The organism is Nitrospira sp. (genome assembly GCA_015709715.1).
GTDB lineage: Bacteria > Nitrospirota > Nitrospiria > Nitrospirales > Nitrospiraceae > Nitrospira_A.
Window position 1 is genome coordinate 4,055,212 of the sequence record CP054184.1, and the last position, 14,302, is coordinate 4,069,513.

Annotated in this window: 19 protein-coding genes and 1 tRNA gene; 6 read left to right on the plus strand and 14 right to left on the minus strand. The window is 59.1% G+C overall.

Annotated features, from left to right (window positions below):
* The first annotated feature begins 126 nt into the window (after nt 1–126).
* Nucleotides 127–672 carry an HNH endonuclease gene (locus HRU82_19310; protein ID QOJ36964.1) on the plus strand — a complete coding sequence of 182 codons (546 nt, stop codon included), beginning with the start codon at nt 127–129 and terminating at the stop codon, nt 670–672.
* A gap of 6 nt (nt 673–678) precedes the next feature.
* On the opposite strand, the gene HRU82_19315 is transcribed toward HRU82_19310, so the two are convergent.
* Nucleotides 679–1,131 (minus strand): hypothetical protein, encoded by a 453-nt coding sequence (locus tag HRU82_19315; protein ID QOJ36965.1) that lies wholly within the window; start codon nt 1,129–1,131, stop codon nt 679–681.
* Nucleotides 1,132–1,304: 173 nt separating this feature from the next.
* On the opposite strand from HRU82_19315, the gene HRU82_19320 reads away from it, so the two are divergent.
* The gene (locus HRU82_19320; GenBank protein QOJ36966.1) at nt 1,305–1,964 is read left to right on the plus strand and encodes a bifunctional precorrin-2 dehydrogenase/sirohydrochlorin ferrochelatase; all 660 of its coding nucleotides are present in this window, start codon (nt 1,305–1,307) and stop codon (nt 1,962–1,964) included.
* An 18-nt stretch (nt 1,965–1,982) separates the two neighbouring features.
* A complete protein-coding gene (locus HRU82_19325) occupies nt 1,983–2,291 on the plus strand; it encodes an MTH1187 family thiamine-binding protein (GenBank protein QOJ36967.1) in 309 nt (102 codons plus the stop codon).
* Between the two features lie 14 nt (nt 2,292–2,305).
* Here HRU82_19325 and HRU82_19330 read toward each other — a convergent pair whose 3' ends face one another.
* The 13 genes from HRU82_19330 to HRU82_19390 form a co-directional block, all read right to left on the minus strand.
* The gene (locus HRU82_19330; protein ID QOJ36968.1) at nt 2,306–3,709 is read right to left on the minus strand and encodes a DUF4403 family protein; all 1,404 of its coding nucleotides are present in this window, start codon (nt 3,707–3,709) and stop codon (nt 2,306–2,308) included.
* Nucleotides 3,710–3,751: 42 nt separating this feature from the next.
* Entirely contained in the window at nt 3,752–4,921 is a 1,170-nt protein-coding gene (gene alr / locus HRU82_19335; GenBank protein ID QOJ36969.1) for an alanine racemase, read from the minus strand.
* Between the two features lie 27 nt (nt 4,922–4,948).
* Nucleotides 4,949–5,512, minus strand: coding sequence for a ribosome recycling factor (frr, locus tag HRU82_19340; GenBank protein ID QOJ36970.1), 564 nt, complete (start codon nt 5,510–5,512; stop codon nt 4,949–4,951).
* A 10-nt stretch (nt 5,513–5,522) separates the two neighbouring features.
* Nucleotides 5,523–6,248 (minus strand): UMP kinase, encoded by a 726-nt coding sequence (locus tag HRU82_19345; GenBank protein ID QOJ36971.1) that lies wholly within the window; start codon nt 6,246–6,248, stop codon nt 5,523–5,525.
* A complete protein-coding gene (tsf, locus tag HRU82_19350) occupies nt 6,245–6,841 on the minus strand; it encodes a translation elongation factor Ts (GenBank protein QOJ36972.1) in 597 nt (198 codons plus the stop codon). The genes HRU82_19345 and tsf overlap by 4 nt, the downstream gene beginning before the upstream one ends.
* A gap of 44 nt (nt 6,842–6,885) precedes the next feature.
* A complete protein-coding gene (rpsB, locus tag HRU82_19355) occupies nt 6,886–7,665 on the minus strand; it encodes a 30S ribosomal protein S2 (protein QOJ36973.1) in 780 nt (259 codons plus the stop codon).
* Between the two features lie 229 nt (nt 7,666–7,894).
* Nucleotides 7,895–9,106, minus strand: a complete 1,212-nt coding sequence (argJ, locus tag HRU82_19360) for a bifunctional glutamate N-acetyltransferase/amino-acid acetyltransferase ArgJ (GenBank protein QOJ36974.1) — start codon at nt 9,104–9,106, stop codon at nt 7,895–7,897.
* Nucleotides 9,107–9,151: 45 nt separating this feature from the next.
* On the minus strand, nt 9,152–10,207 hold the full coding sequence (locus tag HRU82_19365; GenBank protein ID QOJ36975.1) for an N-acetyl-gamma-glutamyl-phosphate reductase: 1,056 nt from the start codon (nt 10,205–10,207) through the stop codon (nt 9,152–9,154).
* A 110-nt stretch (nt 10,208–10,317) separates the two neighbouring features.
* On the minus strand, nt 10,318–10,710 hold the full coding sequence (gene rpsI, locus HRU82_19370; GenBank protein QOJ36976.1) for a 30S ribosomal protein S9: 393 nt from the start codon (nt 10,708–10,710) through the stop codon (nt 10,318–10,320).
* A gap of 42 nt (nt 10,711–10,752) precedes the next feature.
* Entirely contained in the window at nt 10,753–11,184 is a 432-nt protein-coding gene (gene rplM / locus HRU82_19375; GenBank protein QOJ36977.1) for a 50S ribosomal protein L13, read from the minus strand.
* A 47-nt stretch (nt 11,185–11,231) separates the two neighbouring features.
* On the minus strand, nt 11,232–11,717 hold the full coding sequence (locus tag HRU82_19380; GenBank protein QOJ36978.1) for a bifunctional nuclease family protein: 486 nt from the start codon (nt 11,715–11,717) through the stop codon (nt 11,232–11,234).
* A gap of 2 nt (nt 11,718–11,719) precedes the next feature.
* Nucleotides 11,720–12,175 (minus strand): bifunctional nuclease family protein, encoded by a 456-nt coding sequence (locus HRU82_19385; GenBank protein QOJ36979.1) that lies wholly within the window; start codon nt 12,173–12,175, stop codon nt 11,720–11,722.
* 120 nt (nt 12,176–12,295) lie between these two features.
* Entirely contained in the window at nt 12,296–12,577 is a 282-nt protein-coding gene (locus tag HRU82_19390; protein QOJ36980.1) for a Fe(2+)-trafficking protein, read from the minus strand.
* A 183-nt stretch (nt 12,578–12,760) separates the two neighbouring features.
* Here HRU82_19390 and HRU82_19395 point away from each other — a divergent pair.
* The 3 genes from HRU82_19395 (at nt 12,761) to HRU82_19405 (ending at nt 14,288) form a co-directional block, all read left to right on the plus strand.
* Nucleotides 12,761–12,847 (plus strand) — tRNA-Leu (locus HRU82_19395).
* A 253-nt stretch (nt 12,848–13,100) separates the two neighbouring features.
* Nucleotides 13,101–13,880, plus strand: a complete 780-nt coding sequence (locus HRU82_19400) for a hypothetical protein (protein QOJ36981.1) — start codon at nt 13,101–13,103, stop codon at nt 13,878–13,880.
* Nucleotides 13,881–14,027: 147 nt separating this feature from the next.
* Nucleotides 14,028–14,288, plus strand: coding sequence for a sulfurtransferase TusA family protein (locus HRU82_19405; protein QOJ36982.1), 261 nt, complete (start codon nt 14,028–14,030; stop codon nt 14,286–14,288).
* Nucleotides 14,289–14,302 lie beyond the last annotated feature (14 nt).

Sequence of the window (14,302 nt, forward strand, 5' to 3'; positions counted from 1 at the left end):
GCGCTTGATTTTATTGGCGACATATGGCATTAATGTGGGAGATTCTTTGTAGGGAAGGAAGCCGCGCCGCCAGTCTTTGTGTCGACCGTCATATCACTGCACTCATAGGAGAAACGCGGAGCCGCTATGGAACTCACCCTGTTGCTCAACTCCACCTATGAACCGTTGCGTGTCCTGCACTGGCAGAAGGCCATCACCCTGCTCTGGCAGGGGAAGGTCGAGGTCCTTGAAGTCTACGATCGCCAGATCCACGGCGTTTCCCTCTCGATCAAGCTTCCCTCCGTCATGCGATTGCTCAAGCTTGTAAAGCTGAAGGACAGCCATCGGGCCGTCAAATTTTCCCGCATCAACATCTTCACGCGCGACGGGTACCGTTGCCAATACTGCAGTCACAAATTCCGCACCGAGGAGCTGACCTTCGACCATGTGGTGCCCATCGCGAAGGGCGGCCGGAAAACGTGGGAAAACATCGTCACTGCCTGTTGGCGCTGCAACAACCGCAAGAGCGGGCGTACGCCCGATGAAGCCAACATGCGGCTGATCAAAAAGCCCGTGAAACCGCGCTGGAGCCCCACCGTCACCATCACTATCGGCATCCGGAATACGCCGGAAAGCTGGAGAGACTATCTCTACTGGAACATGGAGTTGGACGCTGACCCGGCGGAGACCTAGCGACTCCTAGTACAACTTGTCGATCGTAATGTTCACGTCACGTCCGCCCGGCAACGTCGGGTTTTTAGCGTAACGCCCCTCCATATCGCCCGGTTGCGGTTGACCGGCTTGGCCGTCCCGGTCCACGCGTGCGATCACGTCCACCATGCCTTTGAGTTCGGTTCCCTGCACCATGACATCCGCATTGGTGATTTCGAACTGAACCGGAAATCTCGGGGCGTCGATCCGTTTCGCGGCGATCGGACGGGGAGGACCGCTCGGCCGTCGCACGATCACGAATAATGTGTCCGTCGGCTTGACCTGATCGGCCAGGTTCGGGGCGATCGTGACTTCCCCGGCGATGGACCCGCCGCCTTGGTCCGGTTCTCCGATATGGGCGATGCCGAAGTAGGCGGCCAAGGCCGCGATGCCGATGATCCCTCCGGCCATGGCCAGGGATCGTCCTGTATATCCACCCACCAGTCGCTCCTTTTGCTTGCACCGTCGACGGCACGAACCCTTGCGTCCGCCCGCGCGCGCATTATACCCAGCTCCAGAGGCAAAGGGGAATGGCGCAAGCGGGTTTACCCTCAGAAATCGCCTGTTGTATGATACGGGCTTTCCGCTGAGCGGCTTGTGGGAGGATCAGGACGATGGCTGCAAATTCTGGATTTCAAATTTCACTCGATGTGCGAGGATGGCCGGTCGTGGTCATCGGCGGCGACGATGAGGCGGCGGAGAAGGCGCAACGACTGTTGGAGGCCGGCGCCAAGGTCACGGTCATCAACCCGACGTTGAACGATGCGCTCCGCAAGTTAGCGGCGTCCGCGAAGATCATCCATCGCGGCCGGCACTTTCGTGCCAACGACTTGGAGAGTGTGATTTTGGTGCTGAACACGATCCGTGGTGATCGTGAGTTGGCGCATGCGTTGATCACCTTGGCCCGGGCGCAACGGTTTCTCGTCTGGTCCATCGACCAGCCCGAACTGTCGAACGTGGTCATGCCGGCCGTGGTCGCCTGCGGGCACTTGCGGGTGGCGATCAGCACGAGCGGGCAAGCACCGGCGTTGTCCGGCTTCATGAAGGAAGATTTGGAACGCATTCTGGACGGCGAGTTCGCGGCTTTCGTCGAGTGGCTCGGGAAGCTGCGCGAGCAGTGCAAGGCCAACGAGCCGGATGCGGAGAAGCGTCGGGCCATGCTCCATGAGGCGCTGGACGGGTTTCGGTTTCTGGGCAAGGTGCAGTATCCCAAGGTCTGGTTGGACTACCGAGCCGGTCAGCAGGCAGCCGCCACGCCTGCATCCACGACGTAGGAAAGGAGTTCGGCGAGTATGGTGCTACTGGAATTCAGCATGTCGCCTTTGGGCAAGGGCGAAAGTGTCGGCAAATATGTCGCGCGCTCCCTGGACATTATCGACAAGAGCGGCGTGGCGTACCGGTTGAACCCGATGGGGACCGTGTTGGAAGGGGAGTGGGACGAGGTGTTTGCGGTCGTGCAGCAATGCTACGCCCGCATGAAGAAAGACTGTAACCGCATCTCCTGCAGCATCAAGGTCGATTATCGTAAGGGCGCCAAGGGAAGGATCGAGGGCAAGGTGGCAAGCGTCGAGTCGCGCCTGAAGCGAAAATTGAAGCGGTAATGGGGTCAGTCGATCTAGGGGGCGATGGCGTTCGCATGGACGACATACCGAAGGCTGCCGTCGGTTTTGAAACGAATCGACAACATCTTTGCCTGAACCGCCACTTCCTCCAGTGAAAGCGTCTGCACCGTCCCCTGCAGGTGGCCTCCGCTCAAATCGCGATTCAATCCCTCCTCCAGCGCCTGGCGCATGAGGTCCAGCTCGTCGCGAATGGGAATCGCCAGCCGTCCGGCCAGTTCGTCGCGCAGAAAGTCGTGCAACCACTCTTCTGCGAGGTCGGTGGCCGGTGTCCGCTCCGCGAGGCGGTAATTGAAATCTCGAAAGACAATGTCACCCCGCGCCTCATCGTAGATCGGTGTGCCTTGGAGGTGCACCGTCAACGGTAAGAGCCCCCGCAGCACCAGTTCGACCCCCAGCTGTGAGCCCACCGGATAAAGTGTGGCGTCGGTGACCTTGATGACGCCGATGCCCAGCGACCACTGCCGGCCGACGACCGTTTCGCGCAACCGTTGATTGGCTTCCTCAATCGGGACTTCCACCGGGAATGAGACGTGGAATCCTTCGTCTCTCCATCGATCCTGCGGGTCGGGCAGGGAAAGGCTTCTGGTTGATGATTTGGAGCCACGGACGACCGTCGGCCTGGCGGTGATGCCGAAGGTTGCCGCTAGGTTGTCTGAGACCGTCGTGATGCCGCCCGTTCCGACGGATTCCGGATTCAGCAGTAGCCAGAGGGCCTGGTCCTTGTTGAGCAACAGAGGCTCCTGGAAATCCGCCCAGACGCGGGACATGGCTGGTTTCATGTTGCCGAGCGCTCCGGCCTTTCGATCGGTGGCTTGCAACTGTAATTGCAGGTCGCTCCGATAGATCCGCGCCATCAGGGGCGCGGCATCGACCCCTTGGGTCGAGAGGAGGCAGGGCTGCTTCGGATCGACGGCCGTGATGGTGCTGGACGGCACGAGGGTGTAGTTGCGTCCTTGCGTAAAGCCGGTGGCGTATTGCACGAATAATTGACCGGCTCCGGCTGCCGTAGCTCTTTGCCCACATTCCGCGATGGGCGTGATTGTCCCGTTCACCTGCTTGGCATACTCCACGCCGAACGGCACCGATGCCTGCGACGAGAGCCGGTTTTCGGCAATGGTGGCGGCATGGTCTCCGGGCCAGAGGCGATATTTCAAGAACCCCGTGCCTCCTCCCAAGGAAACCCACTCGCGGCCGTCAGGTCGAGAGGCCGAACCCGGTTGGTGCAGGCCTGCGTAGAGGCCGGCAAGGGGAGCCAGGGGGATCGGAATCTGAATGCCCACATGCGAGACAGCAGGTGGCGCATGATGGGGCGTATCGGGCGAAGCCGCCGTCGCGCCGGCGACGCAGCCCATTCCAAGAAACGCTATGCCGCACCATGAGGAGATCGTAGGTTTCATCGCATGAAGCATTTGCTCCTTATGGCTGCTCTTGGGCGTGGCTCAATCGCCCGTTCTCGGACTCTGTTCCCGGTTGTCGCCAGGATCTGATCGATACCGACGCATGACGCGAGGACCGATGGCGCAGAGCACTTCATAGGAAATGGTCTCCTGCCATGCGGCGAGGTCTGTCGCCGTGATCCGTTGCTCGCCTTGTGTTCCGATCAGGACGGCTTCCTGTCCGATTTCCACGCCGGGAATGTCGGTGACGTCGACCATGGTCATATCCATGCAGATTCGACCGACTACGGGCACGCGTCGGCCGTTGATTAGTACCGAGGCCTTGTTCGAGAGGAGCCGATTGTATCCGTCGGCATATCCCACCGGCAGGACGGCGATGCGCGTGCGACGTGACGCGATAAAGGTGCGATTGTAACTGACGCTGTCGCCGACCTGTAGGGTGCGAAGGTGGGCGATAGTCGCTCTCCAGGTGAGGATGGGGTGTAATTCGGGAGCCGAGCCCGCATCGGCAATGGTGTGGTAGCCGTAGAGCATGATGCCCGGTCGCACGAGTGAATAATGGGCCTTGGGAAACCGGATGATCGCGGCGCTGTTGGCGGCGTGGATCAGCGGACAGGGAGTTCCGGACTGGTGCAGGATCGTCAATGCCGCTTGAAAGCGTGCGAGCTGGGCTTCGGTTTCCGTGGCGTCATAATTGTCGGCATCGGCCAAGTGCGTCATGAGGCCTCCGAGGCGGAGCGGACTCTGGAACTCCGTCGCGGCGACCAGCGTGGCCAGTTCTTCGGGGGCGATTCCCAAGCGGCCCATGCCCGTGTCCACTTTAACATGCACCGTGTAGCCTGAGTCGGAGAATCCGACGGCGGCTGCAAAGCTTCGGATCAGGTCCGCGCGGTAGAGCACCGGGGTGAGCTGATGAGCGATGAGGTCGGGGAACTGCGCGGCGACGGTCGGCCCCATGACCAGGATGGAATCCAAGATGCCGGCCTCACGGAGGCTGATGCCTTCGTCGATCGTGGCCACGCCGAACCGTCGCACGCCCAGGTGGTGTAGCGCGCGCGTGATCTCAAGGGCGCCGTGGCCGTAGGCATCAGCCTTGACGACGGCTAACACCTCGCTCCTAGGGGCACGCTGTCGCACTTGGGCCAGGTTGTGGGCGAGGGCCCCCAGATCAATGGTGACGGAGGTTGGGAGAGTAGGTGTGGGGTTCTGCACGCGGGTGGTCGCGGCGGTGAAAGGAGGCTAGACTTCGAGGATTTCGCTTTCCTTCTTCTTCATGACTTCGTCGATTTTTTGGACGAACTGGTCGGTCAGCTTTTGGATCTCGGTCTCCGACTTGCGCAATTCATCCTCGGTGAGCTTCGCGTCTTTCTGCAGCTTCTTGAGTTCTTCGTTTCCGTCTCGACGGAAGCCGCGGATCTGCACCTTCATTTCTTCCGCGTGTTTCTTGGCAACCTTGATGAGGTCTTTCCGACGCTCTTCGGTCAGGGGCGGCAAAGGGATGCGGATCAACTTGCCGTCATTGGACGGGGTCAACCCGAGGTCCGACGTCTGGATGGCTTTTTCCACTTCACGGATCAGGTTCTGCTCCCACGGTTGGATCGTGATGAGGCGCGCCTCCGGCGTGGCGATATTGGCCACCTGTTTCAAAGGCGTCAAGGTGCCGTAGTAGTCGACCTTGATTCCGTCGAGCAGCGCGACCGACGCGCGTCCGGTTCGCAGTCCGGCCAAGTCGCGCTTCAGGTGCTCAAGCGCGTGCTCCATTTTTTCCGTCACCTTTTGCTTGACCGCCTGTGCCGTCGACATCGCCCTCTCCTTAGCGGCTTCCTACCGTCACCAGCGTACCGATCGGATCCCCTTGAACGACCTTCTTGAAGTTACCCTTCTCCTTGAGATTGAACACGATCAGCGGGAGCCGGTTGTCCATGCAGAGGCTGATCGCCGTCGAGTCCATCACCTTCAGATTCTGGTTGAGAATCGAAAGAAAGGGGATCTCGTTGTACTTCTTGGCCTGTGGGTTCTGAACCGGGTCGCTGTCGTAGATGCCATCGACCTTAGTGCCCTTCATGATGACTTGCGCTCCGATTTCCATGGCGCGGAGCGACGCAGCCGTGTCGGTCGAGAAATAGGGGTTTCCGGTTCCGCCGGCGAAAATCACCACGCGCTTCTTCTCAAGATGGCGGATGGCACGGCGCCGGATGTATCCCTCCGCCAGTTGCCGCATTTCGATCGCCGACTGGACACGGGTGCTGACCCCTTTGCTCTCGAGGGCATTCTGCAGTGCCAGGGCGTTCAACACGGTCGCCAACATGCCCATGTAGTCGGCGGAGGCCCGCTCCATCCCTCGCGCGCTCGCGGCCAAACCGCGGAAAATATTTCCGCCGCCGATGACGACGGCCACTTCCACGTCCATGGCCACGACATCGGCGATCTCTTCCGCCAGGCCTTCGAGGATCGAAGGTTGGATGCCATAGCCCTGCTCACCGGCCAACATTTCCCCGCTGACTTTCAGCAGAATGCGGCGGTATCGGGCAGCAGTCATGCTTGGCCTAGTTGGAAGCGCGTAAACCGGCGGATGTTCATGTTCTCACCGATCTTGGCGATTTGCTGCGCCAGGAGGTCCTTGATCGTAATGGCCGGATCCTTGATGAACGCTTGCTCGAGTAGGCAGTTCTCTTGGTAAAACTTCTCCAGCTTTCCTTCGACGATCTTCGGCCATGCCGCCGGCGGTTTACCCAGTTCCTTCGCTTGGCCTTCGTAGATGCTGCGTTCCTTGTCGACCACGGCTGCGGGGATTTCTTCCCGTCGGACGTAGGAGGGGCTCGAGGCCGCCACTTGCAAGGCCAGGTCGTTCACAAAGGCCTTGAAGCCTTCGTTCCGGGCCACGAAATCGGTTTCGCAATTGACCTCGATGAGGACGCCGATCTTGCCTCCGGCATGGATATAGGCATGGATCAAACCCTGGTTGGTTTCCCGACCGGCTTTCTTTTGCGCAGCGGCCAAACCCTTCTGTCGCAGGTAGTCGATCGCCTTTTCGATGCTGTTTCCGTTTTCCGACAATGCTTTCTGACAATCCAGAATGCCGGCGCCGGTCTTCTCACGCAATTCTTTCACGAGCTCACTTAAACTTGCCATGGACTCCTCAATTGAATCGAATAGAACATGCTGCCCTGGGGCGCTTAGGATGCCGCCGAGACGCCGGCTAGGTTCCCGGCCGGTTTACCTCCAGGGGTTTGAGCCTGAGCCGCTGCAAACTCGGTCTCTTCCTGTTGCGTTCGGAGGTGCGCCCCCTCCAGGCAGGCGTCCGCTATCTTGGAAATGATCAGCTTGATGGAACGGATCGCATCGTCGTTGCCGGGAATCGGGAACTGGATGTGATCGGGGTCGCAATTCGAGTCCACAATGGCGATGACCGGAATCTCGAGGCGGCTGGCCTCGAGGACGGCAATGTGCTCGATCCTGGTATCCAGTACGAACACGGCACCGGGGAGGGCGCGCATGTTCCGAATGCCGGACAGGTTCTTCTGGAGCTTCACGACTTCCTTCTGCATCTGCCCCAGTTCTTTTTTCGTATGCCCCTGGTGAGACGGATCGGCGAGGGTCGCCTCCATCTTTTTCATTTTGTCGATGCTGCGGCGGATGGTCTGGAAATTGGTGAGCATGCCGCCCAACCAGCGCTGATTGATGTAGAACTGGTTGGCGCGCTTGGCTTCCTCTTCGAGGATTTCCGCGGCTTGCCGCTTCGTGCCGACGAACAAGACGGATTCACCGGCCGCCACGGTGTCGCGTGCAAAGGCATAGGCCTGTTCCAAGCGCTCGACCGTCTGCTGCAAGTCGATGATATAGACGCCGTTTCGTTCACCGAACAGGAATCGCTTCATCTTCGGATTCCAGCGGTTGGTCTGGTGCCCGAAGTGGACACCCGCTTCCAATAGTTCTTTGATCGCAACAACTCCCATACCTTCACCTCCCTCCGAAGCCCGCAGAGCGCCGAGGCAACGCCGACGGCGAGGGGGCATGCCCCCTTATTCTCAGGCTGCGCAGCGTGCGCATCACGCTGGTGTGGATTTAGACGAGATGTCCCTGACTACTGCCTGTCGCAACGAACGATGGGACGAACCGTTCACTGCCCGGAAACGCATGGACGCTAGCACAATCCACCTGGCATTGCAACCGTGCCCGCGATCTTTATGATCGGTAACTCGCATTAATCCGAACGTAGTCATACGAGAGGTCCGTCGTCCACATGTGGGCTTCGGCCTTGCCTTGACCCAGGTCGATGTGGATCGTGAACTCGCGTGCCCGAAAGACTTTGCTCAGGCGCCGTTCCGCCTCGACGCCCAGCCCCTGGCCCTGCCGCACCATGGGAACCCCGCCGAAGTCAAGGCTGACCAGATTCGGATCGATGGCCACCCCGGCGCGGCCCAATGCCGCCATTACCCGCCCCCAGTTGGCGTCACCGCCGAACAGTGCCGTCTTGACAAGATTTGATGTGGCGACCGTCTGGGCCACCTGCTTCGCGGCCTTGATGGTTCGTGCGCCGGCCACCTTGACCTGCACCACCTTGGTGACACCTTCGCCGTCCCAACAAATCTTGAGCGCCAAGGTTCGGCAAACGGCCTCGATCATGGCGCAGAAGGTGTCAAAGTCTTGGGTGTCGCGCAGGAGCGGGCGATTGCCTGCCACGCCGTTGGCCAAGCACAAGACGGTGTCGTTCGTGCTGGTGTCCCCGTCGACGGTGATGCAGTTGAAAGACTGGTTGACGGCTCGCCGAAGCGCCAGTTGAAGCAACGGCTGTTCGATGACGGCGTCGGTGGTGACATAGGCCAGCATCGTGGCCATGTTGGGATGGATCATGCCCGATCCCTTAGCCATGCCGCCGACTGTGACCAGGCGTCCGCCCAGTCGCGCGCGAACGGCCGTTTCCTTGGGTTTGAGGTCGGTGGTCATGATGGCCCGTGCTGCGTCCCGTCCGCCTCGTCGCGAGAGGCGGGTGAGAAGGGAGGGGAAGGATGTCACGATGCGATCGATCGGCAGCGGCTGGCCGATGACGCCGGTAGAGCCGACGAAGATGGTATGGGACGCCGTGTCGAGAGCTTTCGCAACAAGCTGCGCCATCTCCTTGGCAGCGCGAAGGCCAGGCTCACCCGTGCAGGCATTCGCGTTGCCGCTATTGACGAAGATGGCTCGCCCAAGGCCCTTTTTCAAATGCAGGCGGTCCAGCAGCACCGGCGCTGCAGCGACGCGGTTCGTGGTGAAGACTCCAGCCATGGGGCCGGTCTGTTCCGAGACCAGCAGTGCCAGGTCGAGCTGTCGCTTCTCCTGCTTCTTGATGCCTGCGTAGATGCCGGCTGCGAGAAATCCGTGGGGCGCCGTAATGCCCCCAGCGATGGTCTGCATGGATCGTCCTTTGGCTTGTGTCCGACGCGTGAATGACATCAGCGCTCAGGGATACACGCCAGGCGACAGCAATCCTGCCTCTTCCGGGTACCCGAGCATGAGATTCATGGCTTGGATCGCCTGTCCCGCTGCGCCCTTGATCAAGTTGTCGAGCGCCGCCACCGTCACTACCCAGCCGGCGCGCGTATCGGCGTGCACGGCCAGATCGCAGTAGTTGGCTCCACGCACATGGCGCGGGTTCGGCATGGCGGTGTCAAGCAAGCGCACGAATCGCTCGCCCTTGTAGAAATCACGATAAAGGGCCCTTAGAGCCGGCAGGTCGATCGTGCCCTTCACACGTGCATAGGCGGTGCTGAGGATTCCTCGATTCATGGGAACCAAATGCGGAGTGAAGGCCACTGTTATGCCGCCGGGGGCCTTGGTACGGTCCAAACCGCCCAATTCCTGTTCGATCTCAGGGATGTGGCGGTGCCGACCGATCTTGTAGGGCTCCAACGATTCGTGCGCTTCCGGGAAATGGTAGGGGAGCGCCGGGCTTCTTCCGGCACCGGAAATTCCCGATTTTGCATCGATCACGATGGAGTCCTGCGCCACCAGGCCGTGCGCGACCAGCGGTGCCAATTGCAGAATGGCTGCCGTCGGGTAACAACCCGGTGAGGCCACGAGACGTGCCTGTGTGATCGCGGAGCGGTGCAGCTCCGGCAGTCCGTAGACAGCCTGCTGAATGAAATCTGGATGGGTATGGGCAGTCTGGTACCAGGTTTCATAGACCTGCGGATCTTTCAATCGGAAGTCCGCACTGAGGTCGATGACCCGTTTACCCGCTTGGAGACAACTTGCGACCGGACCCATGGATTTGGTGTGGGGCAAGGCGAGGAAGAGCACGTCGGCCCGCTCGGCCAAGGCTTTGGGCTCCAGAGCCTCGAAGGTGAGTGGGACGATCCCCTGCAAGTGCGGATAGACCGACGACACGGATATTCCGGCCGATTTTTCCGAAGTCACCGCCGTCAGGGTGACATGGGGATGCTGGGATAAGAGTCGAACCAATTCGGCGCCCGTGTATCCACTCGCTCCTGCCACCGCTACTCGTACCAGTGCCATAGACCTCCTCCTGACAGCTCACGAACCGATCTGGACCCCTTCGTCGACACGCATAAAAAAAGGGAAGGCTGCGGAGCCTTCCCTTTTGAGCCCTGTGCCCCAAGCCTGTGCTAGCGCTTCGAGTATTGGAAGCGCTTTCTGGCGCCCTTTTGGCCGTACTTTTTACGTTCCTTCACGCGCGAGTCGCGGGTGAGGAGGCCTTCCTTCTTGAGGGGGCCGCGGAAGGCGGCGCTCATGACGACAAGCGCCTTCGAAATCGCGTGTCGCAACGCACCGGCTTGACCGGCGGGACCGCCGCCATACACGGTCGCTCGCACGGAATATTTTCCCGCCACTCCGGCCAACTCAAACGGAAACTGAATCACGTTCCGCAAGGTTTGGCGTGGAAATGCCGTTTCGAGTGGTTTTTCGTTTACGACGATGTCGCCGGCGGCGGCGGTTACCCACGCGCGGGCAATCGCGCTCTTTCTCTTCCCGGTTGCATACTGTGTCAGTGCTGCCATATTCGGCTGTCTCCTTCAGTCCTCAAACTCACAGGATAATGGTCACAACGAAAGGGGTTCCAGTTGCTGCGCTTGGTGAGGATGCGTGGCGCCCGCGTAGACGCGCAGCTTCTTGGCCATGTGGTTGCCAAGGGGAGTCTTGGGCAACATGCCTTTGATCGCTCTGGTCAACAGCTCCGTCGGCTGTTTCTTATGGATGTGCTCGGCCGTCAAGGTCTTCAGGCCCCCTGGGTAGCCCGTATGGTAGGAGTAGGTCTTGTTTTCCATCTTGTTCCCGGTCAGCCGCACCTTTTCAGCGTTGACGATGACGACGTGATCGCCGGTGTCGACGTGGGGCGTAAAGGTCGGTTTATGTTTGCCGCGCAGCACGCTCGCGACTTTGGCCGCAAGCCGACCGAGCGTCTTCCCTTCAGCATCCACCAGGAACCATTTCCGTTTCACATCTGCCGGCTTCTCTAGATACGTTTTTGTCATGATCTCCATCTACTCCTGAACGGGTCTTGTGCGCGCGGCGTCAGGCCTCACGCTTGTTGGGGTTCGATATTCTTGGGATCCAGCTTGTTGACCCAGGCGTCCAAGTGCACAGCGGTTCGTCGATTGAGCACATCCTGTGTCGCATAGATCGGGCATTCGGCACGGAGTGCTAAGGCAATCGCATCACTGGGCCGGGCATCAAGGGTTCGATGCAGACCCTTCGAGGCACAGGCGACGCTGGCGTAATAGGTGCTACCCTTTACGTCGGTGATGATGACTCGCTCAATGCGGACGCCAAGGTGGCCGGCGAAACTTCTGATGAGGTCATGGCTCATGGGGCGGGGAGTGACGACCCGTTCCATGGCCAGACGGATGGCATTGCCCTCGGCCGAACCAACCCAAATTGGAAGCGTGACGGTTCCGTCATGGCTCTTGAGCACGACGATGCGTGTGTCGGTATTTCCGTCGTCGAGTACTTGCGCAACGGTAAGCGCCACGAGTTCAGAGGCCTGGTTGGGAGTGGCCGATTCCATCGTCAACTATCCAGTTTGCCGAAGTCTTCTGGTTTGAGGTTCTCAAGCCACTGTTCGAGTTCTTCAGACGATTGTTTCTTGATGACCTTCTCGCTCGCAAAAATCGGCGCCTGGGTCCGGAGGGCCAGCGCGACTGCATCGCTGGGCCGCGAGTCGACGGCGTACTCCGAGTCTTCGTACATCAGATGGATTTTGGCGTAGTAGGTATTGTCGTTCAGATCCGTGATGACGACGCTGATCACTTTGGCATCGAAGGTTTCCAAGAAGGACTTCATCAAATCATGGGTCATGGGTCGTGGCGCCGTGACGCTTTCCAAAGCCAGTCCGATGACGCTGGCTTCGGATTTTCCCACCCAAATCGGGAGCATATCCGAGTTGTCTTCGTCTCGCAGCACCACGATATAGGCGTTATTGTAGGGGTCGAAGATCAACCCCTTGACCTGCATTTGCGTGATCACGGCAAGATAGTCCTTGCGTGCGCTCTTTCAAAACCCTCGTGAATAGCGCACTTTAGCACTTCGTAAATTCGAGTGTCAATGAATTCGATGGCCGAAGAGGCACAGGGGTGCTGTCGTGCGTTATGATCCGGCCGGCCGATAGTTTTGATCCAGTTTCGAGGTGTCAGCCTGCTCCCCCAATTTCAGAAAGGCCTTCATCTGCTTCTTCACGAGTTCGCGACCGCTTTCGTCGCCCAGGTTGACCTGATATTCGTTAATGACCATCACGCGCATGCCTTCCCATTTTTTCCAGCAGGCTTGGCAGACCTTAGACTTGATCTCGGCCTCCAATTTGCCTAGGAACAGCATGCCTGTAATGGCTTCGCCGGTTTGTCCGCATGTGACGCACTGCACTTCCGCCATACTTCCCTCCTCGCTGGAATCTCGTCGTTGTCTGAAAACGAAGGCGCATTCTAACAAAGGATGTTTTGAGAAGAAAAGAGCGCGAGAGATGAAGCAGCCGATTGACCCTTGCGAGGCTTCATGTTAGAAATGGCGTCCTTATCTCCGAGATTCAGGTTTCGGATCACAATTTGATGCACACGTGCCCGGATGGCGGAACTGGCAGACGCGCCGGACTCAAAATCCGGTTCTCGCAAGAGAGTGGGAGTTCGACCCTCCCTCTGGGCACCATCGTCTAGCGCGATTCATCTCCCATCAAGAAGAGCTGCGTGATCAGGCAACGGAGCAAGGTATGGACCGGGAGGAGTGGCAGCCAACGTCATAGAACACTATATGTGGATGGATGCTCCGAAAACCTCTTGACATGATGTGGGCCTTGTCCTATAGTGCGCGCGAAATTGCGTTGGAATTACTATGGCCTGTTTAGTTCATCGCCGTTCATTATCAATCTCTTATCACTTACAACTCACTAAGGAGGCAGCACATGCGTAACGTGTTGGCACTTGGAGCTGCGGTGCTTTTGGTCGGCTCCGTGGGTGTTGCAGGCGCTCAAGAGCGTTTGCCGCAGTCCTCGTCCGGGTCAGGGTTCGGCGTCGGCGCCGGCGTCGGAGATGTGTCCGGAAACTCGGGCCGTACGGCGGCGTTTGATCGCAACGCTTTCATGGAACGGCTCTCCCAGCCAGAGACCGTTTTCGGCCGTGTGCTGGGCATTGACATCCCGGGTCATAAATTGCACCTGGAGACCGGCGGAAGTTCGCACGATGAGGGTCGGGCCGGAACCGGGGCCATGTCTTCACTGACGTTGTATTTCGACAATCACACCAACTTGGACCAGATCAAGTCACTCAATGCCGGCGATGACATCTCGGTGCAGGTTGTTGAGGCACCGAACGAGAGAGCCGATCTCGGCATTTACGGCTCTGGGCGTAAGCTGGTCCGCGAAGTGTATCTGTTCCGCGGTAACGAGAAGTTAGCTGGTTTCGGTGGATTGGGGCAGCGTCCGAGCCCGTCGAACGAGCGCGGCATTGAAACCAACTCCGGCACTGTGACTGGTGGCCCGGTCGGCGGCGTGATGCCCGGTACGATCAATAGCGGCGTAGTTACCACCAGTGTCGGCGAATTCACGGGGACGGCTCCCTGCTGGAATTGCGAGCCGCAGCCAGGGTGGGGTTATCAGACCGTGGCTCCGGAGACCAAGGTCCAGAACAAGTCGGACTATGGAACCGACGCTGCAAAGCCGAACTTGCAAAAGGGGCTGAACTAATTCGGGTTTCTTTTCAAGCTCTGTAGGTTCAGCGGGGTGCTTCGCAAGAGGCACCCCGCTTTTCTTTGCTCGGTATCGCCTAGAGGTCGTTGTACGCTGTGTGGGCGCTTGGTATCATCCTGCTATTACGAGGAGTGCAAAAGGCTTATGTCCGAGACGTCAGTCAATCTTCCGCCACCTGACGCAGAATTGGATTTACGCGGTGTGATTTGTCCGTACAACTTCGTGAAAACCAAGTTGAAGTTGGAAACCATGGAGGCAGGACAGTTGTTGTTGGTCCGTTTGGACGAGGGAGATCCCATCCGCAACGTCCCGCAGAGCGTCAGCAACGAGGGACATGACATTCTGTCGCAAGAGCGCGAGAATCAATCCTATCGCGTTATGATTCGGAAACGACAGGATGATTAACCGTTTCTTCCTTC

What these genes read in the sequence shown, in the direction of transcription:
- HRU82_19310 (QOJ36964.1), top strand. Translation starts at nt 127, where the DNA reads ATGGAACTCACCCTGTTGCTCAACTCCACCTATGAACCGTTGCGTGTC.
- frr (QOJ36970.1), bottom strand. Translation starts at nt 5,512, where the DNA reads ATGTCGACGGCACAGGCGGTCAAGCAAAAGGTGACGGAAAAAATGGAG.
- HRU82_19330 (QOJ36968.1), bottom strand. Translation starts at nt 3,709, where the DNA reads ATGAAACCTACGATCTCCTCATGGTGCGGCATAGCGTTTCTTGGAATG.
- HRU82_19390 (QOJ36980.1), bottom strand. Translation starts at nt 12,577, where the DNA reads ATGGCGGAAGTGCAGTGCGTCACATGCGGACAAACCGGCGAAGCCATT.
- rplM (QOJ36977.1), bottom strand. Translation starts at nt 11,184, where the DNA reads ATGACAAAAACGTATCTAGAGAAGCCGGCAGATGTGAAACGGAAATGG.
- rpsI (QOJ36976.1), bottom strand. Translation starts at nt 10,710, where the DNA reads ATGGCAGCACTGACACAGTATGCAACCGGGAAGAGAAAGAGCGCGATT.
- HRU82_19365 (QOJ36975.1), bottom strand. Translation starts at nt 10,207, where the DNA reads ATGGCACTGGTACGAGTAGCGGTGGCAGGAGCGAGTGGATACACGGGC.
- tsf (QOJ36972.1), bottom strand. Translation starts at nt 6,841, where the DNA reads ATGGCAAGTTTAAGTGAGCTCGTGAAAGAATTGCGTGAGAAGACCGGC.
- HRU82_19405 (QOJ36982.1), top strand. Translation starts at nt 14,028, where the DNA reads ATGTCCGAGACGTCAGTCAATCTTCCGCCACCTGACGCAGAATTGGAT.
- argJ (QOJ36974.1), bottom strand. Translation starts at nt 9,106, where the DNA reads ATGCAGACCATCGCTGGGGGCATTACGGCGCCCCACGGATTTCTCGCA.
- HRU82_19325 (QOJ36967.1), top strand. Translation starts at nt 1,983, where the DNA reads ATGGTGCTACTGGAATTCAGCATGTCGCCTTTGGGCAAGGGCGAAAGT.
- HRU82_19380 (QOJ36978.1), bottom strand. Translation starts at nt 11,717, where the DNA reads ATGGAATCGGCCACTCCCAACCAGGCCTCTGAACTCGTGGCGCTTACC.
- rpsB (QOJ36973.1), bottom strand. Translation starts at nt 7,665, where the DNA reads ATGGGAGTTGTTGCGATCAAAGAACTATTGGAAGCGGGTGTCCACTTC.
- HRU82_19345 (QOJ36971.1), bottom strand. Translation starts at nt 6,248, where the DNA reads ATGACTGCTGCCCGATACCGCCGCATTCTGCTGAAAGTCAGCGGGGAA.
- HRU82_19400 (QOJ36981.1), top strand. Translation starts at nt 13,101, where the DNA reads ATGCGTAACGTGTTGGCACTTGGAGCTGCGGTGCTTTTGGTCGGCTCC.
- HRU82_19320 (QOJ36966.1), top strand. Translation starts at nt 1,305, where the DNA reads ATGGCTGCAAATTCTGGATTTCAAATTTCACTCGATGTGCGAGGATGG.